At 72.4% G+C, this 19,143-nt stretch carries 18 protein-coding genes; 10 read left to right on the top strand and 8 right to left on the bottom strand.

Translation table 11 applies throughout. The features are described 5' to 3' along the window. Window positions 1-24: 24 nt before the first annotated feature. Both MTDSW087_RS05380 and chpT read right to left on the bottom strand, forming a co-directional pair. Window positions 25-2,760, bottom strand: a complete 2,736-nt coding sequence (locus MTDSW087_RS05380; RefSeq protein ID WP_144761160.1) for a hybrid sensor histidine kinase/response regulator — start codon at window positions 2,758-2,760, stop codon at window positions 25-27. Between the two features lie 315 nt (window positions 2,761-3,075). After that, window positions 3,076-3,783: a histidine phosphotransferase ChpT gene (gene chpT / locus MTDSW087_RS05375; RefSeq protein WP_144761158.1), complete on the bottom strand. Its 708-nt coding sequence runs from the start codon at window positions 3,781-3,783 to the stop codon at window positions 3,076-3,078. A 175-nt stretch (window positions 3,784-3,958) separates the two neighbouring features. Between chpT and MTDSW087_RS05370 the strand changes: the two genes are divergently transcribed. Further along, complete coding sequence (locus MTDSW087_RS05370; RefSeq protein WP_144761156.1) at window positions 3,959-4,807, top strand: 3'(2'),5'-bisphosphate nucleotidase CysQ family protein; 849 nt, start codon at window positions 3,959-3,961, stop codon at window positions 4,805-4,807. A 28-nt stretch (window positions 4,808-4,835) separates the two neighbouring features. Here MTDSW087_RS05370 and MTDSW087_RS05365 read toward each other — a convergent pair whose 3' ends face one another. After that, window positions 4,836-5,300, bottom strand: a complete 465-nt coding sequence (locus MTDSW087_RS05365; protein WP_144761153.1) for a YHS domain-containing (seleno)protein — start codon at window positions 5,298-5,300, stop codon at window positions 4,836-4,838. 150 nt (window positions 5,301-5,450) lie between these two features. Between MTDSW087_RS05365 and MTDSW087_RS05360 the strand changes: the two genes are divergently transcribed. The 3 genes from MTDSW087_RS05360 to MTDSW087_RS05350 all read left to right on the top strand — a co-directional run bounded on the left by MTDSW087_RS05360 (window position 5,451) and on the right by MTDSW087_RS05350 (window position 7,426). Next, window positions 5,451-6,095 (top strand): DUF1134 domain-containing protein, encoded by a 645-nt coding sequence (locus MTDSW087_RS05360; protein ID WP_144761150.1) that lies wholly within the window; start codon window positions 5,451-5,453, stop codon window positions 6,093-6,095. A gap of 235 nt (window positions 6,096-6,330) precedes the next feature. Next, a complete protein-coding gene (locus tag MTDSW087_RS05355) occupies window positions 6,331-7,038 on the top strand; it encodes a hypothetical protein (protein WP_373321941.1) in 708 nt (235 codons plus the stop codon). A 118-nt stretch (window positions 7,039-7,156) separates the two neighbouring features. Then, window positions 7,157-7,426, top strand: a complete 270-nt coding sequence (locus tag MTDSW087_RS05350; protein ID WP_144761421.1) for a 3',5'-cyclic-nucleotide phosphodiesterase — start codon at window positions 7,157-7,159, stop codon at window positions 7,424-7,426. A gap of 40 nt (window positions 7,427-7,466) precedes the next feature. Here MTDSW087_RS05350 and MTDSW087_RS05345 read toward each other — a convergent pair whose 3' ends face one another. Then, window positions 7,467-8,252 (bottom strand): hypothetical protein, encoded by a 786-nt coding sequence (locus MTDSW087_RS05345; protein WP_144761147.1) that lies wholly within the window; start codon window positions 8,250-8,252, stop codon window positions 7,467-7,469. After that, entirely contained in the window at window positions 8,246-8,467 is a 222-nt protein-coding gene (locus MTDSW087_RS05340) for a hypothetical protein (protein WP_144761144.1), read from the bottom strand. Before MTDSW087_RS05340 ends, MTDSW087_RS05345 begins: the two co-directional genes overlap by 7 nt. Before the next feature lie 401 nt (window positions 8,468-8,868). Between MTDSW087_RS05340 and MTDSW087_RS05335 the strand changes: the two genes are divergently transcribed. Both MTDSW087_RS05335 and gshB read left to right on the top strand, forming a co-directional pair. Then, complete coding sequence (locus MTDSW087_RS05335; RefSeq protein ID WP_238178900.1) at window positions 8,869-9,198, top strand: hypothetical protein; 330 nt, start codon at window positions 8,869-8,871, stop codon at window positions 9,196-9,198. 139 nt (window positions 9,199-9,337) lie between these two features. Next, entirely contained in the window at window positions 9,338-10,282 is a 945-nt protein-coding gene (gene gshB, locus MTDSW087_RS05330) for a glutathione synthase (protein WP_144761416.1), read from the top strand. A 22-nt stretch (window positions 10,283-10,304) separates the two neighbouring features. Here gshB and MTDSW087_RS05325 read toward each other — a convergent pair whose 3' ends face one another. Then, on the bottom strand, window positions 10,305-11,120 hold the full coding sequence (locus MTDSW087_RS05325; protein ID WP_144761141.1) for a Crp/Fnr family transcriptional regulator: 816 nt from the start codon (window positions 11,118-11,120) through the stop codon (window positions 10,305-10,307). A 465-nt stretch (window positions 11,121-11,585) separates the two neighbouring features. Here MTDSW087_RS05325 and MTDSW087_RS05320 point away from each other — a divergent pair, with 465 nt between their 5' ends. After that, window positions 11,586-12,323: a Crp/Fnr family transcriptional regulator gene (locus tag MTDSW087_RS05320; protein ID WP_144761138.1), complete on the top strand. Its 738-nt coding sequence runs from the start codon at window positions 11,586-11,588 to the stop codon at window positions 12,321-12,323. On the opposite strand, the gene MTDSW087_RS05315 is transcribed toward MTDSW087_RS05320, so the two are convergent. Beyond that, entirely contained in the window at window positions 12,301-13,842 is a 1,542-nt protein-coding gene (locus MTDSW087_RS05315) for a cation:proton antiporter (protein ID WP_144761135.1), read from the bottom strand. The genes MTDSW087_RS05320 and MTDSW087_RS05315 overlap by 23 nt on opposite strands. A 115-nt stretch (window positions 13,843-13,957) precedes the next feature. Between MTDSW087_RS05315 and MTDSW087_RS05310 the strand changes: the two genes are divergently transcribed. The 3 genes from MTDSW087_RS05310 to MTDSW087_RS05300 all read left to right on the top strand — a co-directional run bounded on the left by MTDSW087_RS05310 (window position 13,958) and on the right by MTDSW087_RS05300 (window position 17,995). Then, the gene (locus MTDSW087_RS05310) at window positions 13,958-15,556 is read left to right on the top strand and encodes a gamma-glutamyltransferase family protein (protein ID WP_144761132.1); all 1,599 of its coding nucleotides are present in this window, start codon (window positions 13,958-13,960) and stop codon (window positions 15,554-15,556) included. A 343-nt stretch (window positions 15,557-15,899) separates the two neighbouring features. Beyond that, window positions 15,900-17,423 carry an aldehyde dehydrogenase gene (gene adh / locus MTDSW087_RS05305; protein WP_144761129.1) on the top strand — a complete coding sequence of 508 codons (1,524 nt, stop codon included), beginning with the start codon at window positions 15,900-15,902 and terminating at the stop codon, window positions 17,421-17,423. A 134-nt stretch (window positions 17,424-17,557) separates the two neighbouring features. Next, window positions 17,558-17,995, top strand: a complete 438-nt coding sequence (locus MTDSW087_RS05300) for a DUF779 domain-containing protein (RefSeq protein WP_144761126.1) — start codon at window positions 17,558-17,560, stop codon at window positions 17,993-17,995. 123 nt (window positions 17,996-18,118) lie between these two features. Here MTDSW087_RS05300 and MTDSW087_RS05295 read toward each other — a convergent pair whose 3' ends face one another. Further along, window positions 18,119-19,141 (bottom strand): tetratricopeptide repeat protein, encoded by a 1,023-nt coding sequence (locus tag MTDSW087_RS05295; protein WP_373321943.1) that lies wholly within the window; start codon window positions 19,139-19,141, stop codon window positions 18,119-18,121. Window positions 19,142-19,143 lie beyond the last annotated feature (2 nt).

Genomic DNA, 19,143 nt, shown 5'->3' with positions numbered 1-19,143 from the left:
GTATCCGTGTCTCGGGGTCGCGTCTCAGGCGGCCTTGGCAAGGCCGGGGGTCTCGATCTCGGCGAGCGCCGCCACGAGGCCGCTGCGGTCGAACTTCGCGACGAGGTCGCTGATGGCGAGGCGGCGCGCCCGCTCCACCATCTCGGGGCCGACGGTGCCGGCCAGCGCCACCACCGGCAGGCTGGCGAGCGCCCCGCCCGCCCGGCGCATCTCGGCGACGAGGTCGAAGCCGCCCTTGCCGGGCATCTCCAGGTCGGCGACCACCACGTCGATGCGGGTCTCGCCGGAGAGGATGGCCAGCGCCTGCTCGGCGCCCGAGGCCGCCACCACGCTGAAGCCCGCGGCCTTCAGGACCGGGGTGAGCATGTCGCGGAAGAAGGCCGAGTCGTCGACCAGCAGCAGGGTCCGCGCCTTGGCGGCCGCGGTCTTGCGGGGCCCGCGCGCCCAGTCGTCGTAGGCGAGCGGCAGGAAGTGGGCGATGTTGATGATGTCGGTCGCCCGGCCGCGCAGCACCGCCGAGCCAATCAGGTCCGAGCGCTCCGCCGCGATCTCGATGTCGAGGCGCTCGTCCACGATGTCGACGATCTGGTCGACCACGAGGCCCATCGCCCGGTCACCGTCCGAGAACACCACGAGCGCCTGCGTGCCCTCGCTGCGGATCTGGATCGCCTCGTCGGCCACGACGAGCGGCATCAGGCGGCCGCGGTACTGGATCAGCGGGCGCCCGCCGAGCCACTCGACCTTGCTCGCGTCGATCTCCTCCAGGCGCGTGACCAGCGACAGGGGCACGGCCTTGAAGGCGCCGTTGCCGCCCTTGAAGACGAGGAGCGTGGTGCGGGCCTCGCCGATCTCGGCCTCCTCGGCCTCGGCCTCGACCGGGATCTGGCCGGCCTGGGCGCTCTGGCTGACCTGCCGGGCGACGCCGTTCGGGTCGATGATGAGCACCACGGCGCCGTCGCCGAGGATCGTGTTGCCGGCAAACAGCGACAGGTGGCGCAGCTTGGTCGACATCGGCTTCACGACGATCTCCTCCGTATGGAAGACCTCGTCCACGAGGATGCCGAAGCGCTGGCGCCCGACCTGGGCCACCACCACGAAGCCGGACTGGACCTCCGCCTCGCCGCCGTCCTGGCCGAGCAGGCCGGTCAGCGTCACGATCGGCAGAAGGCGCTCACGCAGGCGCAGCACCGGCGCGCCGTTGATGCGCTCGATCTTCTGGGCGGCCGAGCGATCGACCCGCACCAGTTCCAGCACCGCCACCTGCGGCAGGGCGAAGCGGCTCTCGCCGGCCCGCACGATCAGCGCCGCGACGATTGCGAGCGTCAGCGGGATCTTGATGGTGAAGGTGGTGCCGCGGCCGGCCTGGGTGTTGATGTCGATGACGCCGCCGATGGTCTCGATGTTGGTCTTGACCACGTCCATGCCCACGCCCCGGCCCGAGACCGAGGTGACGGCCGCCGCCGTCGAGAAGCCGGCGTCGAAGATGAACTTCGCGACCTGCGCGTCGGTCATCTTCTCGACCTCGGCCTGGCTCACGAGCCCACGCTCCACCGCCTTGCGGCGGATGGCGGCGAGGTCGAGGCCCTTGCCGTCGTCGGCGATCTCGATCGTGATCGTGCCGCCCTCGTGATAGGCGGAGAGGCGGATCGTGCCGCGGGCCGGCTTGCCGGCGGCGACGCGCACCGAGGTCGCCTCCAGGCCGTGATCGGCGGAGTTGCGCACCATGTGGGTGAGCGGGTCCTTGATCACGTCGAGGACCTGGCGGTCGAGTTCGGTCTCGGCGCCGACCATGACGAGCTCGATCTGCTTGCCGAGTTCGGCCGAGAGGTCGCGCACCACGCGCGGCAGCTTCTGCCAGGCGTTGCCGATCGGCTGCATGCGCGTCTTCATGACGCCTTCCTGCAGCTCGGCGGTGACGTGGCTGAGCCGCTGCAGCGGCACCTTGTAGCTCGAATCCTCGTGGCGTCGGGCGATCTCGAGGAGCTGGTTGCGGGTGAGCACCAGCTCCGAGACCATGGTCATCAGGTGCTCGAGGGTGTCGACGTTGACCCGGATGGTCTGGACCTTGGCCGGGCCCTCGCCCTCGGAGGCCTGGCCCGAGGGCTGGGTGGCGGCCTGGGCGGCGGGCGCCTCGGCCTTCTTCGCGACCGGGGCCGGAGCGGGGGCCGGCGGCGGCGCGACGGCGGCGGGCGCGGGAGCAGGCTGGGCGACGTGCGCGGGAGCCGGCAGCGGCGCGGGCTCCGGCTCCTCGTCGGGGCCGGGCGCGGCCAGGAAGGCGGCCTCGAGATCCGCGAGGCTGACCTCGCCGGGCTTCAGCTCGCGCTCGACGATGGCCGGAAGCGGGGGCGGCGGCGGGGGAGCGACGAGCGGCGCCGCGGCGGGCGCCTCGGCCGAGGCCATGTGCTCCAGGGCCTCGATCAGGTCGGAATCGGAGCCGGCGGGCTCGGTGCCGGCGATCTCGAGATCGGCCAGGATCGCCTTCAGGCGGTCGAGGGTAGCGAGGATCAGGCTGACCGAGGCGCCGCTCACCGGCAGGCCGTCCCGGAAGCGGCCCATCAGGGTCTCGGCGGCGTGCGCCAGCGCCTCCAGGCGGGGCAGGCCGAGGAAGCCGCAGGTGCCCTTGATGGTGTGCACCAGGCGGAAGATGTTGCGCAGGATGGTCTCGTTGTTCGGATCCTGCTCGAACCGGACCAGCTCCGTATCGACAGTGTCGAGATGCTCACTGCTCTCGGTCAGAAATTCTCGCAGCAGATCATCCATCGCCGGTACTCGAACTACGGGCCGCACGCGCGCCGCTTCGAGTACTCACGGTAAGCAAGCGAGGTTAGGAAAGCGTTTCGCCAGTTTCGCGATTTGGCGCGGAGCCGAAAGAACCGCGGCGGGGCGGGATCTTCCGCCGGAATGCGCCCTGCCGCCCGCCGGAATGCGAGCCGGCGCAGCACCTTGCGGGCATCGGCACCGCATCGGCCGGGAGCCGCGGATCCCCGCGGCGCCCGTCAGGGTTGCCGAACCCTTAGCGCGGGCCGCGCCCTGCCCGGCGGGCTGCGCGGAAAGCCGTCACGGGTCGGGCCGGGATCAGGCCAGCGCCGTGTCCGGGGATTCGCCGTCCGAGGGCTGGGCCGGCTCGGCGGCGGGCTCGGCCGCGGCCGGCTCGGCGCGGATCGTGACCGTGTCGCCCTCGATCGTGAAGGAGACGCCCATGCCGGCAGCGCGCGCCACGAGGCCGGCATAGAAGGCGAGGATACCGTGCGCGTCGACCGTGCCGGTCTCCGAGGTTCCGGCCATCAGCGCCTCGACATGGGGCGGGATGCGGGCATGCGAGCCCTTGGCCTTCAGCAGCAGGGTCGGCGCGTCGCCGTCGCCGCTCACCGTCACGTCGATCAGGCCGCCGCGCGGAATCGCCTGGGTCGCGATCATCACGAGGTTCAGGAGCAGCTTGACCTTGTTCTTCGGGAACAGGGCCTGCGGCGCGCTCCAGGCGAGCTGGGTCTTGTCGTCGGCGAACATCCCGCGCGAGACCTTCTCGGCATCGGCGAGGTCGATCGAGGCGCCGGCCGAGCCTGCCGCGCCGAAGGCGATGCGGACGAATTGCAGCCGGGCCGAGGCCTGGCGCGCGCTCTTGCGGATCAGGTCGAGGGCGAAGTCGCGCATCGACTCGTCCTGGTCGTCCTCCAGAACCTCCAGCCCGTTCACGATGGCGCCGACCGGACTGATCACGTCGTGGCAGACGCGGGAGCAGAGCAGCGCGGAGAGATCGAGCGCTTCGAGGTTCACGGTGGGCATGGCACGCTCCGGGGGTTTCGGATGATCCGGTTTCGGCTCGCGGGCCGCGGGCCAGAGGGGATAGATCCCATCGCCCGCTTTGGAAAGCGTTACGGGCCCGCAGGGTGCCGCCGCGGCCGGGGCGCGCGGTCGACAGCGGGACGATGCTCGGGCATGACGGGACGATGACGGCAGCATGGGCGTGACGATGACGGCGGAGGGGGAGCGCGGCATTGAGGCCGGCACGGAGCGCGGGCGGATCGCCCGGCGGCTGGCCGAGATCGCCTGCGCGGCCGGCACGGTGCTGATCGGCCACCATGGCGGCCATTGCCCGCACAGCTTCAAGGAGGACGGCTCGCCCGCGAGCGTGGCGGATCTCGAGGCCGAGGCGCTGATCATCGCGCAACTCGCCGAGAGCTTTCCCGGCATCCCGGTCGTGGCCGAGGAGACCTGCCGCGACGTGCCCCCGGCGCCGCGCTTCTTCCTGGTCGACCCCCTCGACGGGACCCGCGAGTTCCTGGCCGGCACGCCGGACTACGCCGTGAACATCGCGCTGATCGAGGGCGCGCGCCCGATCGCGGCGGCGCTCGCGGCGCCCGGCCACGGCCGCGTCTGGTATGCGGGCGAGAGCGCCGAGGAGGCGGCGATCTCCGACGGGCGGCCCGGCCCCGGGCATCCGATCCGGGTGCGGACCGCCCCGGCGGACGGGCTGATCGCGCTCGGCAGCCGGCGCCACGGCGACCCGGAGACCGATGCCTGCCTCGCGCGCCTGCCCCTCGCCGAGCAGCGCAGCATCGGCTCGGCCCTGAAATTCGGCCTCGTGGCGGCGGGCGAGGCGGACGTCTACGTGCGCTGCGGCCCGACCATGGAATGGGACACCGCCGCCGGGGACCACATCGTCGCGGCGGCCGGCGGCCGCGTGGTGACGCCCTCGGGCGAGCCCATGGCCTACGGGCGCCTGGCCAAGGGCTACCGCAACGGCGCCTTCGCCGCCCTCGGCGATCCGGCCCTCTCCGCCCGCGTCGCCCTGCCGGCGCGGCGCTGAGGCCAGACACCGGCCAGCCAACCCCCGCTCAGCCCGGCTCGCCATCCTGCAACCGGTCGAGCTTCGGCCACAGGCTCTCCGCCCGGACGATCAGGCCCGGCTCCTCGGCGAGGCCGGCGATCATCCGGTCGCGCCGGGCCGAATCGCGGAACAGGTAGAGCCGGCCTTCGAACAGCGCGAAGACCAGGGGGTCGGCATCCACGATGCGGCCCTCCAGCACGCCCACGGGATCGTGACCGCCGAGGCGCGGGGCGTAGACCTCCGGATCGCGGGCGAAGGCCGCGCGGTTGGAGGCGCTGGCGAAGCGCCAGCCGCGGCCCCGCCAGGCGATCTCGTGCGCGGGCGAGCCCGCCTGCGGCCCGTACGGCAGGAAGTAGCTCACCGCGTCGAAGCCGCGCAGCGCCAGGCCGCCCGGCGCGCCGGGGGCGCCGGCGGCCGCCCCCGGGAGCGCGGCACCCGCGATGGCGAGGAGGTTACGGCGCGTTAACCACATCGTCGCTCTACTCCGCCGTCCCGCCGGACCGGACGCCGCGGCCGTCCGGGCGGGATGCCGCGACAGGCCATCCCCGGTTTGCCGCAATTTCGGAGCGAGAGTCAGCCACCCGCTCGACCTGAACCGCGGGCCCCGCGCCGGAGGAGACAGATGACGGCACGAGACCATCACGACGCCGCCCGGCGCAAGACCCCGCAGGGGCCGCAGCGCGGATCCCGCCGCGACGCCCTGGCCGGGCTCGCGGCGCTGGCGGCCGGCCTCTGCATCGGCGGCACCGCCCAGGCCCGCCCCGGCGACGACGGCGCCCTGCCGGACAATTTCCGCCCCGGCGAGATCGTCGACAACGGCCACCGCTTCTTCGGCTCGGTCTCCCGCGGTCTCGCCCTGACCGTGGAGGAGGCGACCCGGCGCTGGGGCGAGCCGAACGGCTACATCCTCGGCCAGGAGGCGGGCGGCGCGATCGTCGGCGGCCTGCGCTACGGCGAGGGCACGCTCTACACCCGCAACGCCGGCAGCCGGCGGATCTACTGGCAGGGCCCCTCGCTCGGCTTCGACGTGGGCGGGGACGGGGCGCGCACCATGATGCTCGTCTACAACCTGCCCTCCGTGCGCGGGCTCTACCGCCGCTTCGGCGGCGTCGACGGCTCGGCCTACTTCATCGGCGGCTTCGGCATGACGGCGGTGACGAATGACGGCGTCGTGGTCGTGCCCATCCGCAGCGGCGTCGGCGCGCGGCTCGGCATCAATGTCGGCTATCTGAAGTTCACCGCGCAGCCGACCTGGAACCCGTTCTGAGGAGATCCGCAGCCGGCCGCCGCGCCCGCCTGCCGCGACGTCGTTCGCGTGGCGGGGTGGCCCGGGCGGCCCCGCTTCGGCTACATTGGAGCACGTCGCCGCCTCACAGGGGCGGCGACGTGCTCTATATCCATGGCGACCGCACGATGGTTTCGGAAAGCCGGCTTCGACGTTTCCGCATCGTGCCCTGTCGCCGGGGCAGGCCCCGCCCGGCCCGTTGGGAGCTGTCCCGCGCGTGATCGAGTCCCTGATGATCTTCGCTCTCGGCTTCCTCGCCGCGAGCCTGTGCGGCCTCCTCCTGCTGCCGGCCCTGAACACGCGCGCCGCCCGCCTCGCCCGCCGCCGGGCGGAGGCGCTGGTGCCGCTGGCCCCTGAGGAGATCGCCGCCGAGCGCGACTTCCTGCGCGCGCGCTTCGCCGTGGAGCAGCGCCGCATGGAGCGCAGGGTGGAGGCGGTGACGGCGCGCCGTCAGGCCGACATGGCCGCGATCGGCGCGCGCACCGTGGAGGCGGCCCGCCTCTCGGACGAGCTGGGCCGCCGCAAGGCCGAGATCGCGGAGGGCGAGGCCCTGCGCGCGCGCCTCTCGGACGAGCTCGACACGGCCCGCGCCGACGGGCAGGCGAGCCTCGCCACGCTTCACGCCCTGGAGGAGGCCCATGCCGATCTCCTCGACGGGCTCCTCGCCGCGCGGCGGGAGCGGGCGGCGGCCGGCGAGAGCGGGGCCGCTTCCGAGCAGGCCGACCTGCGCGCCCGGCTCTCGGCCGCGGAGGACGCCCTCGCCCAGGCCCTGTCGGCCCGCCGCGACGCGGTCGAGCAGGAGAATGCCGACCTGCGCACCCGGATCGGCGAGGTCGCCGACGCGCTCACCCGGCGCGAGCGCCTGCCCGCGGCCGGCGCGTTCCCGGCCCAGGCGACCCCTTCCGTGGCCACATTGCGCGGCTGATCCCGCACATCGCGCGCGGGACCCCCGCCAATCCGGTGGGGGGTGCCTTGTTTCGACCACGCAAAGGCATCATCGGAGCGTCACTTTGACGAGAATCGGACAGATGGAACGAGGCACCATGGCCCTCAAGCTCACGACCTTCGCCCTCGCGCTCGGCATCGCCGCCCTCAGCGTGCCTGCCGCCGCGCAGCAGACGAGGCGGGGCAACGAGACGCTGAAGAAGTACTGCACCGGCGACTATCTGAACTATTGCGGCAACCTCGCCCCCGAGGATCCGGCGCTGGACGCCTGCTTCGAGCGGAACTGGAACTCGCTCTCGGAGAATTGCCGCCGCGCCATCGACGCCTACCAGGCCCAGCAGGGCGCGAAGGGCAACAAGCGCGGCTGACGCGAGGCGCCCGCTCCCCAGCATTGGGGAGCGCGTCCCGTCAATAGCGCACGCTGAGCGGCGCCCCCTCGATGGGCGCCGCGGCGACCGGAACGGCGACGAGGCCGCAGCGGGCGGCGGCGTCCGGCGCCACGAGCGGGTCGAGCAGCGGGCGCCGCGCGGTCAGGGCCGCGATGGCGCGCTCCGCCTCGACGCCCCCCGAGCCCGGCAGCGCGGCGAAGAGGTGCTCGAGGGCGTAGCGGTAGCGCTCCACCCGCACGCCCGCCTCCAGGCGCACCCAGGCGATCAGGCAGCGGTTCTCGGCCACCCGCAGGGCCGCCTCGCGCACCGCCCCATCCTCCAGGCTCCGCGCGAAGGGCAGGCTGCGCAGGCGTCGCGCATCGGCGGCGACCACCCGCGCGGCGGCGTCGGCGAAGACCGGCAGCAGGCGGGCATCCGCGCCCGCATCCTCGGACAGGCGGCGGTAGAGCGGGACCTGCGAGCGCGCCGGGGGCGCCATCAGCCCGTCGTAATAGGCCTGGACCGGCTCCGGCGCGAAGCCCGGCGGCAGCACGCGCGCGCGTGCGAGATTGGCGAGCGCGTCCCGGAAGGCGTCGCCCGGGATCGCCGGCATCAGGAAGCGCCAGGCGCGGTCGCGCAGGACCTGCTCGTCGTCGGTCAGCGGCAGCAGCGCGGCCTCGCCCCGGGCCGCGGCGGAGAGGGTGCCCGTGGTCTCGACGAGGGAATTCCAGGCGCTCGGCGCCGGGCGCCCGAAATCGCCCGGCTGCGCGCAGGCTCCGGGCAGGAGGGCGAGAAGCGCCGCGGCCGTGAGGCGGCCCGTCAGCAAGCGCGGCGCTCGTAGCGCACGCCGAGGAACAGGAGGATCTCGCCGCGGCGCTCGTCCGGCGCGGTGCTGCGCCGGGGGCGCGCCTGCGGCAGCGGCACGATGGCGGCGGAGGGGATCGGGCGGCGCCCGGACGCGGCATGGTCGCGGGCGACGCCGCCCTCGTTGGCGGCGCGCGCCGGCAGGGCGGGAGGGCAGAGATAGGTCGAGAGCTGCACGGTTCGGCTCCTGTCGGCGATCCGGACGCGGGGCCCGGGCCCTCCGGGAAGGGCGTCGGCAAGGGCAATGGCGGGAGATCAGCACGACGTGGTTAACGAGAGCTTGACGGCTTCGACCCGGATCTCGCGAAGCGGATGGCGCGTGGCTTGCATCGCACATTCCGCCCATGGCGGGCGTTTCCTCCCTTAAGACTTGGCCCTGCCCCCAACGGGGCAGGGCCTTTTTCTTGCCAGATTCCTTGCCGGAACTCGCGCGGGACGAGGCCGGACGACGGCCCCGCACTCTGGCGCCCGCCCTGGAACCCGAAGGGCGATCCGGCGCTTGCCTACCGGCGCCGCGGACCGATATGGCGGGGCCGCGCGCACGAGACCTGCGGGTGGGCATGCAAGGACACGGCTGGATGCGACTGGATACGGCACCATTCGAGCCCTCGGCCTCGACCCAGCGGACTGGCCGGCCGGCGGCCCACACGCCCATCCTCGCCAGCCTGTCGCTGGCCCTCGCCCTCACGGCGCTGGGCACGGTCCCGGCGCTCGCCCAGCGCGAGGACCAGGGCCTGCAGCTCGGCTGCGCCAACGATTATTTCCGCCTCTGCGTCGGCGTCGATCCGAACAGCCCCGAGGCCGAGCGCTGCATGACGCGCAACCGCAAGCGCCTCTCGCCCGAGTGCCGCGCCGCGATCGGCGACTACGACCGCCGCACCGGCGGCAGGTCGATGCCCGAGGACTAGAACCTCCACCCGCAGGGCGCGCCCGCGTCCGGCGGGGGTTGCAAGTCCCCCGCTCTTCGCGCTCTCTCGCGCCGGGGTGCCCGCCCCATCCGAGGAAACGGGGCGCGTGCGGGCGCCCCACGCGACGAGCGGAAGCGACATGGCCCTGACCGTGGCGGTCCAGATGGACCCGATCCAGGCGATCCGGATCGCCGGGGACACCACCTTCGCCCTCCTTCTGGAGGCGCAGGCGCGGGGCCACCGCCTGCTCTACTACACGCCGGACCGGCTCTCCCTGCAGAACGGGCGCGTCACCGCCCGGGTCGAGCCGCTGCGGGTGCAGGATGTCGAGGGCGCGCATTTCGAGCTCGGCCCGATCGCGCGGGTCGACCTCGCGGAGACGGACGTGGTGCTGATGCGCCAGGATCCGCCCTTCGACATGGCCTACGTCACGGCCACGCACATGCTGGAGCGCATCCACCCGAAGACGCTCGTGGTGAACAACCCCTTCGAGGTGCGCAACGCCCCCGAGAAGCTCTTCGTCCTCGACTTCCCCCAGCTGATGCCGCCGACCCTGATCAGCCGCGACAAGGCGGAGATCGAGGCCTTCCGCCGCGAGCACGGCACGGTGGCGATGAAGCCGCTGCACGGCCATGGCGGCGCGGCGGTGTTCCGCGTCTCGGAGACGGACCCGAATTTCGGCTCGATGTTCGACCTGTTCGCGGCGACCTTCCGCGAGCCCTGGGTGGTGCAGCGCTTCCTGGAGCGGATCACCGAGGGCGACAAGCGCATCATCCTCGTGGACGGCGAGCCGATGGGCGCGATCAACCGGGTGCCCGCCCTGAACGACATCCGCTCCAACATGGTGCGCGGCGGCGCGGCGGCGGCCTCCGATCTGACGGAGCGCGAGCGCGAGATCTGCGCCACGATCGGCCCGGAACTGCGGCGGCGCGGCCTGATCCTCGTCGGGATCGACGTGATCGACGGTCACCTCACAGAGATCAACGTGACCTCGCCGACCGGCATCCGCGCGATCCGGCGGCTCGGCGGCCCCGACCTCGCGGTCTCCGTCTGGGACGCGATCGAGGCGCGCCGCGCCGGCTGAGCCTAGACTAGAGCTACACCCGTCAGGCGCCCGCGTTCGCCGCCCCGTCCCCCGGCGGGCGCGATGGCGGGATCTCGGCCGGCCTGAGATAGGCGCCGTCGAACTCGGCGATCGCGCGCAGGCGCTCGGGATCGCGGATCACGAAGCGGCGCCCCTTCAGCTCGATCAGATCCTCGCGCCGCATGTCCCGCAGGGTGCGGTTGACGTGCACGCTGGTCAGGGCGGTGGTGTCCGAGAGGCCGACCTGGGTGAGGTGCAGGTCGAAGGCGTAGCCGCTCGTCAGGCCGACCCGGGCGAGGCGCGCGTGCAGCTCGCAGAACAGGTGCGCCAGGCGCTCGCGCGCCGAGCGGCGCCCGATGCTCACCAGCCATTCGCGGGCGACCGCCTCGTCCACGAGCCGGGCGAGGTCGAGGGCGCGGGCCACGGCCGGGTGCTGCTCCACCAGGGTGAGGTAGCTCTCGCGCGGGATCCGCGCCACCGTGCAGGACGAGAGCGTGCCGACCGTGTGGTCCATCGCGCGGGGATAGGCGAGGTTCGGGTCGCAGAGGTCGCCCGGCAGGAGATGGGCCAGGATCTGGCAGGCGCCGCTCGAGCGGTGGCGGTAGCGGCCCGCGAAGCCCTGGAGGACGACGATCGCGGAATCGGGCACCTCGCCCTGCCGCAGCAGCTCGGCATGGGGTCCGTAGCGCCGGGACCGGGCGCAGACCTGCTCCAGGGCGGCTCGGTCGGCGGCCGTGAGCGGGCCCATCCACGCGAGCTTCCGGACGAACACAGCCTCGGCCGCGTCGCCGGGGGCCCGCGCCTCCTGTGCCGGAAACGGCTCGACGGACAGGTCCATCAGGCTCTCGCACCTTCGAGCCGCGTCGCGGCAGCCGGGAACGGCATGGAACGCCCGGCGCTCATGGATCTGCGTTCGGATCGGTGGCGGGGTGCAGCGTGTTTCTGACTAAAGAGTGCGGCCGCACGGGAAGCGACGACGATCCGCGGCAGCCTTCGGCCCACCGGAACAATATCGTCGGACTCACACCTGCCCAGCTTCATCCCTCGGCTTGTAGTCAGGCGAAAAACGTGGCGCCAGAGACTCTTGGCCCTCGGTGCGGTATCGAACAAACCTTATTGTGCAAATCTGAGATGCTTAACATGGATCAATCTTTGAGCTTATACTCTGATAGTTCTTCATCGGCCCGATCCGGATATCCTTGGCGCCGAACGGATGCGTTGCAATGTTGAATCGGTTGGGGAGATGATGTCGGAGCACCTGTCCGGCTTTCAGGGAGAGGGCGGCGTCCGGTGGTCGCAGCCGATGCTGCGGAACAGGCTGCTCAGGGTCCTGGCACCGGACGATTTCGCGCTCGTCGCACCCCATCTGCGGCCGGTGGACCTGCAACTGGGCAGCGTGGTCATCGCGCCGGACGAGCCGACGACCAGCTGCTGCTTCGTCGAGGAGGGCGTCGTCTCCGTGGCGACCGTGGAGCGGCCGACGCGCATCGAGCTTGGCCTGGTGGGCAGCGAGGGTCTGGTCGGCGCGATGCCCGTCCTGCTCGGGGACGCCCGTGCGCCCTACGCGCATATCGTTCAGGTGCCGGGGCACGGGCTCGCCATCCCGAGCCAGGCCCTGCGCGCCGCGGTCTCGCGCAGCGCGAGCCTGCAGCACACCCTGCTCGCCTACATCCAGACCCAGGTCCTGCAGCTCGCCGAGTCGATCTACGCGCAGGCGGCGCTGAACCTGGAGGCCCGGCTCGCCCGCTGGCTGCTGATGTGCCAGGACCGGGTGAGCGGGGACGCCATCGCCCTCACGCACGAGTTCCTCTCGATCATGCTCGGCGTGCAGCGGGCGGGCGTGACCCTCGCCCTGCAGGGGCTGGAGGGCGCCGGCATGATCCGGGGGCGCCGCAAGCGCATCGAGATCCTCGACCGGGGCGGCCTGGAAGGACTGACCGAGGGCAGCTACGGCGTCCCCGAGGCCGCCTATGCCCGGCTCATCGAGGGCGGCCGGAAGGGCGCGGCGGCGGAAGGGTTCAGGCCTCCGCCCGCGGCGTGACGTTGAGCTCGGCCCAGTCGAACTCCTCCTCCAGGAGGTAGTAGGCGTCGTCGCCGATGCGGCCCTCGCGGCGTAGGCGCAGGACCGTGTCGCGGGCGGCGCCGATGGCCTGCCGGCGCGCCGCGTCGGAGGGCAAGGATTCCGGGGCGCGGCCCTCGTCGTGGCGCTCGGCCTCCGCAAGCGCCGCCTCGAACTCGGCCCTGAGGGCCGCGACCGAGGAATCCTCCCCGGCCGAGCGCAGGCTCTCCAGGGCGGCGGCATAGGCCTCGGCGCGGGCGCGGCCCGTCTCGCGGCCGACCGGGTCGTCGTCCTCCAGCCGCAGCAGGCGCAGGAGGGGCGCGAGGGTCAGGCCCTGCACGACGAGGGTTCCGATCACCGTGCAGAAGGCGCCGAACACGATGAGGTCGCGCTGCGGGAAGCCCTCGGTGGGCAGCGCCAGGGCGGTGGCGATGGTGACGATGCCCCGCATCCCGGACCAGGAGATGGCGAGCGCCGGGGCGAGGCTCGGCTTGGCGCCGCGCCGCAGCTTCCGCCCGAGGCCGCGCAGCCCGTTGGCCGCGAGCACCCAGCCGATGCGCACCACCACCACCGTGGCGAACACCGCCGCGGCGAGGAGCAGCGCGTCGCTGCGGTCGCTTCCGGTCAGGCGGTCGAGGATCGGGCCGATCTGGATGCCGATCAGCACGAAGGCGAGCACGTTGAGGACGAAGACCGCCGTGTCCCACACCGCGTAGGAGAGGATGCGGGTGCGCGGCGCGGTGAGGCCGGGGCTGTAGCGCGCCACGGTGATCGCGAAGCTCACGACGGTCAGCACGCCCGACAGGTGCAGCCGCTCCGCGACCAGCCAGATCCCGAAGGCGGCCACGAATTGCAGCACGATGGTGCTCGGCGCGTCGGAGAAGCGGTGCGCGAGGGGCAGGTAGAGCCGCGCGAGGCAGGGCCCCGCGACGAGGCTGCCGACGATGCCGAGGAGGAAGGTCGGTGCCACCTCGGAGATGTGGAAGCTGCCCGTCACCGCTGCCGCCACGGCGAGGCGGTAGATCAGCAGCGAGCCGGCATCGTTCAGCAGGCTCTCGCCGCGCAGGATCACCGCGACCCGGTGCGGCAGCTCGACATGGCGGAGTACAGAGAGGGCCGCGACCGCGTCCGGCGGCGCCACCACGGCGCCGAGCACCACGCAGGCCGCGAGCGGCATCTCCGGCACGACGAGATGCGCGACGAGGGCGACGGCGGCGGTGGTCGCCGCCACGGCACCGAGGGCGAGGCCGCCGACCGAGCGCCAATCTGCCTTCAGATCGCGCAGCGAGATGTCGTAGCCGGCATCGAGCAGCACCGGGGCGAGGAACAGGGCGAGCGCCAGTTCCGGATCGAGGGCGAGGTTCGGCACGCCGGGCACGAAGGCCAGGGCGCAGCCGCCGAGAGCCAGGAAGGCCGGATAGTGCGCGCCCACCCGCCGGGCGAGCGCCGCCAGCACCACCGCGCCGAGCAGAACGCCGACGACCCATTCGAAGATCAACATGCCGCGAAAAGAGGCAAGGGCCCGCGAGCGTTCCCGGACGCATCGCCTCGGGCCCGGGCTTTGCAGGCGGAGCGGGCTCCCCTAACGCTGCGCCAGGAAGATTCCAGGATCCGCGATGCCCGACACCCCCGTCTTCGGCCACGGCGCCGTCGCCGCCCCCCACAGCCTCGCCGCCCAGGCCGGGCAGAGCGTGCTCGCGCAGGGGGGCAACGCGATCGAGGCCATGGTGGCGATGGCGGCCTCGATCGCCGTGGTCTACCCGCACATGAACGGGATCGGCGGCGACGGCTTCTGGCTGGTGCGCGAGCGTGGCGGCCGGGTCCGCGGGATCGAGGCCTGCGGGCCGGCGGGCCGGCTCGCCACCATGGCGCGCTACCGCGAGAAGGAGCTCGACGCGATCCCCTCGCGCGGCCCCGACGCCATGGTGACGGTGGCGGGCGCGGTCGGCGGCTGGCAGCTCGCCCTGGAGCTGTCCCGCGCCCTCGGCGGGCGCCTGCCGCTCGCCACGCTGCTCGCCGACGCGATCGCCCAGGCGCGCGGCGGCGTGCCGGTCTCGCCCTCCGAGGCACGCTACGTGCCGCAGGAGCTCGACACGCTCCACGACGCCCCGAACTTCGCCGCGACCTTCCTCAAGGACGGCAAGCCCTGGCCGGCCGGCGAGATCCGCGCGCTGCCGAAGCTCGCCGCGACGCTGGAGCAGCTCGCCCATGCCGGGCTCGCCGATTTCTACCGCGGCGACGTCGGCCGCGAGATCGCCGCCGACCTCGAGCGCCTTGGCGCGCCGGTGACGCGGGCCGACCTCGAAGCCTATGCCGCGGCCGAGCGGGTGCCGCTCTCGATCCGGCGGCGGGACGCCACGCTCTACAACTTCCCGCCCCCGACCCAGGGGCTCGCCGCGCTCCTGATCCTCGGGATCTTCGACCGGCTGAACGTGACGGCACCCGAGACGCCGGCGCATTATCACGGCCTGATCGAGGCCACGAAGCGGGCCTTCGCGATCCGCGACCGGGTGGTGACCGATTTCGGCCGCCTGCGGCACGACCCGGCCGCCTTCCTCACCCCAGAGCGCCTGGCCCGCGAGGCGGCGCAGGTCGACATGGCCCGCGCGGCGCGGGTTCCGCTGCCCGAGCCCGGCCATGGCGACACGGTGTGGATGGGCGCGATCGACAATGACGGCCTCGCCGTGTCCTACATCCAGTCGGTCTACTGGGAATACGGCTCGGGCACGGTGCTGCCGGCCACCGGCATCTGCTGGCAGAACCGGGGCATGTCCTTCTCCCTCGACCCGGAGGCGGTGAACCCGCTGGAGCCGGGACGGCGCCCGTTCCACACCCTGATCCCGGCGCTCGCCGCCTTCGACGATGGGCGGGTGATGAGCTACGGCAGCATGGGCGGCGACGGGCAGCCGCAGTTCCAGGCCCAGATCTTCTCCCGATACGCCGATTACGGCATGAGCCCGGCCGACGCCGTCGACGCGCCGCGGCTCCTCTACGGGCGCACCTGGGGCGCCCCCTCGCTCAGCGTGAAGGTGGAGAACCGCATCGATCCGGGCTGTATCGCGGCCCTGCGCCGGCTCGGCCACGAGATCGAGGAGCTGGGCTTCCCCTATACGGATTCCCTCGGCCATGCCGGCATGCTGGTGCGCCACCCGCGCGACGGCCGCATCGAGGCGACCCATGATCCCCGCTCGGACGGCGGCGCGCTGGGCCTCTGAGACCGCGCGGCGCTTGGGCGAAGGCGACATCCGCCATCCCGAAGGGATCACCCGGATGTCGTATGAGACCGGCCGAGCCCGCGCGGCGCTTCGCGGGCGCTTGCCCGCTGGCCATGGGGGCTGGTCATGGCGACCCGCGGAGCCCTGCCTCGCCAGGGGCCGGGATCCGCGCTAGCATCGTCGCACGCCGCAGCGGAGGCCGCCGGCGGGGCGTCGCCGATGCCCCTGCCCCTAAAGTCCAACTTGATTTGGCAGCCCGGCTGCCGTTGGCTGCAGCGCGAGCCGAACAAGCGCCGGCGAAAACGCCCACGAAGGCGAGTGCGCCGCACGGAGGAAGCCTGAGATGAACAAGCCGGAATTCCTGGCCGACGCCAAGACGAAGTCGCCTTTCTCGGCGCGCTACGACAACTTCATCGGCGGCCAGTGGGTCGCCCCGGTGGCCGGCCGTTACTTCGAGAACACCTCGCCGATCACCGGCAAGGTCGTCTGCGAGGTCGCCCGCTCCGATGCGCAGGACGTCGAGAAGGCGCTCGACGCCGCGCACGCCGCCAAGGACGCCTGGGGCCGCACCGCGCCGGCCGAGCGCGCCCGCGTCCTCCTCAAGATGGCCGACCGGATGGAGGAGAACCTCGACCTGATCGCGCTGGCCGAGACCTGGGACAACGGCAAGCCGATCCGCGAGACCATGGCCGCCGACATCCCGCTCGCCATCGACCATTTCCGCTACTTCGCGAGCTGCGTGCGGGCGCAGGAAGGCTCGATCTCCGAGATCGACCACGACACCGTGGCCTATCACTTCCACGAGCCGCTCGGCGTCGTCGGCCAGATCATCCCGTGGAACTTCCCGATCCTGATGGCGGTGTGGAAGCTCGCCCCGGCCATCGCCGCCGGCAACTGCGTGGTGCTGAAGCCCGCCGAGCAGACCCCGGCCTCGGTGCTGGTGCTGATGGAGATCATCGGCGACCTGCTGCCGCCGGGCGTCGTGAACGTGGTCAACGGCTTCGGCCTGGAGGCCGGCAAGCCGCTCGCCTCGAACCCCCGCATCGCCAAGATCGCCTTCACCGGTGAGACGACCACGGGCCGTCTCATCATGCAGTACGCCTCGCAGAATCTGATCCCGGTGACGCTGGAGCTCGGCGGCAAGTCGCCGAACATCTTCTTCGCCGACGTGGCGAACGAGGACGACGACTTCTTCGACAAGGCGCTCGAAGGCTTCACCATGTTCGCCCTCAACCAGGGCGAGGTCTGCACCTGCCCCAGCCGCGCGCTGGTGCACGAGTCGATCTACGACCGCTTCATCGAGCGGGCGGTGAAGCGCGTCGAGGCGATCACGCAGGGCTCGCCGCTGGACCCGGCGACCATGATCGGCGCCCAGGCCTCGTCCGAGCAGCTCGAGAAGATCCTCAGCTACGTCGACATCGGCAAGCAGGAAGGCGCCGAGTGCCTCACGGGCGGCGAGCGCAACGTGAAGGACGGCGACCTCGCGGGCGGCTACTACATGAAGCCGACCGTGTTCCGCGGCCACAACAAGATGCGCATCTTCCAGGAGGAGATCTTCGGCCCGGTCCTGTCGGTCACCACCTTCAAGGACGACGCCGAGGCGCTCTCCATCGCCAACGACACCCTCTACGGCCTCGGCGCCGGCGTCTGGACCCGCGACGGGACCCGCGCCTACCGCTTCGGCCGGTCGATCCAGGCCGGCCGCGTCTGGACGAACTGCTACCACGCCTATCCGGCCCACGCGGCCTTCGGCGGCTACAAGCAGTCCGGCATCGGCCGTGAGACGCACAAGATGATGCTCGACCACTACCAGCAGACCAAGAACATGCTGGTCAGCTACTCGGCGAAGAAGCTCGGCTTCTTCTGAGAACCCGATCCTCCCGAGAGGAACCTTGCCCCGGCGCCCCCGCCGGGGCTTTTTCGTCTCGGGCATCGACCGACAGCGTGGAAGTCCGGGGCCCGGGACGCGAGATAAGGCCGGGACCATCAGGGAGACGCCCCATGACCGAGCAGGCTCAAGCCGCCGAGACCGTCGACCCCGTCACCGCCGAGCAGGCGGACGCCGCCGGCACGCCGCTGCGCGTCACCGCGACGCCCGCGGCGCTTGCGCTGATCGAGGAGCTGAAGGCCGAGTACGGGCCGGTGATGTTCCACCAGTCCGGCGGCTGCTGCGACGGCTCATCGCCGATGTGCTACCCCGTCGGCGACTTCCTCGTCAGCGACGGCGACGTGCATCTCGGCCAGGTCGGAGGCGCGGATTTCTACATCTCGCGCTCACAGTTCGGCGTCTGGCAGCATACCCATATCATCCTCGACGTGGTGCCGGGCCGCGGCGGCATGTTCTCCCTGGAGAACGGCCGCGAGAAGCGCTTCCACATCCGCTCTCGCCTGTTCACCGAGGCCGAGAACGCCGCGCTCGCCGGCGCCTGCAAGCTCTGAGACCAGGGGATCCCGAAGGGACAATGTCCCTTCGGTGGGGTATCGGGGCAAAGCCCCGATGAGCCATCCCACGGCTCTGCCCTGGACCCGCCAAAGGCCTGAGGCCTTTGGAAACACGGACTTCTACCGCGTCTCCGTCCGCTCGGCGGCGATCCGCTCGGCCCGCGCCTTCTCGTCGCTCGACAGGCCCGACAGGGTCTGGTCGAGCCAGGCATCCGAGAGGCCCTGCTGCGCCGCCATCAGGTTCCAGATCGCGGCCTCCAGCGGGTTCTTCTGCAGGCCGCGGCCGGTGGCGTAGATCTTGGCGACACGGTTCTGGGCGATGGCGTTGCCGCGCTGGGCCGCGTGCAGGAAGTAGCGGGCGGCCCGGACCTCGTCCTTCGGCAGGCCGGTGCCGTTGAACAGCAGGATCGCGAACTCGACCTCGCCGGCGAGGTCGCCGTTGTCGGCAGCGCGGCGGAACCATTCGGCAGCCTTGGCCGGATCCTTCGGCAGGCCGCGGCCCTGGAGGTAGAGCACGCCGAGCGCGTGCTGGGCCGGTCCGATCTCGCCCTCCGCCGCCTTCTGGAACAGGGTGGCGGCGCGGGCCTCGTCCTGGGGCGAGCCGGTGCCGAGCAGGAGCAGGGCGAGGTTGTAGGCGGCGGTGGGGGATCCGGCCTCCGACGCCCGCTCCAGCCAGCGCCGGCCCTCCTTCGCGTCCTTGGCCACGCCGCGGCCGTCGAGGGTCATCAGGCCGAGGGAGGACATGGCTGCGGGGTCGCTCTGGGCAGCGGCAAGCCGGTACCATTCGGCGGCCTTGACCGGATCCTGCCGGATGCCGAGGCCCTGGTTGTAGAGCTCGCCGAGCAGCGTCATCGCCGCCGCATCCTTGCGATCGGTCTCGATGCGCTTGGTCGCCTCGCGGAAGGCGGTGACGTACTGGCCGCGCTGGTAGGCGCCGTAGGCGAAGTCGGGCGGCCGGTTGCCGGCGGGCGGCCGGGCGCCGCCGACATAGTTCGGCGTGTAGGGGCTCGGCAGCTCCCGCATCGCCGGCTTCTTGGCCGGGTCGGCAGGGGCCGCCTTGGTCGGGTCGGCCGCGCTCTGCGCCGCGCGGGCCGGCCCCGGCACGATCAATCCTGCGAGGACGAGCCCCGCCACGATCCGCATCC

It is taken from the genome of Methylobacterium dankookense (assembly GCF_902141855.1).
GTDB lineage: Bacteria > Pseudomonadota > Alphaproteobacteria > Rhizobiales > Beijerinckiaceae > Methylobacterium > Methylobacterium dankookense.
This window is presented reverse-complemented; position numbering and strand designations above follow the sequence as displayed.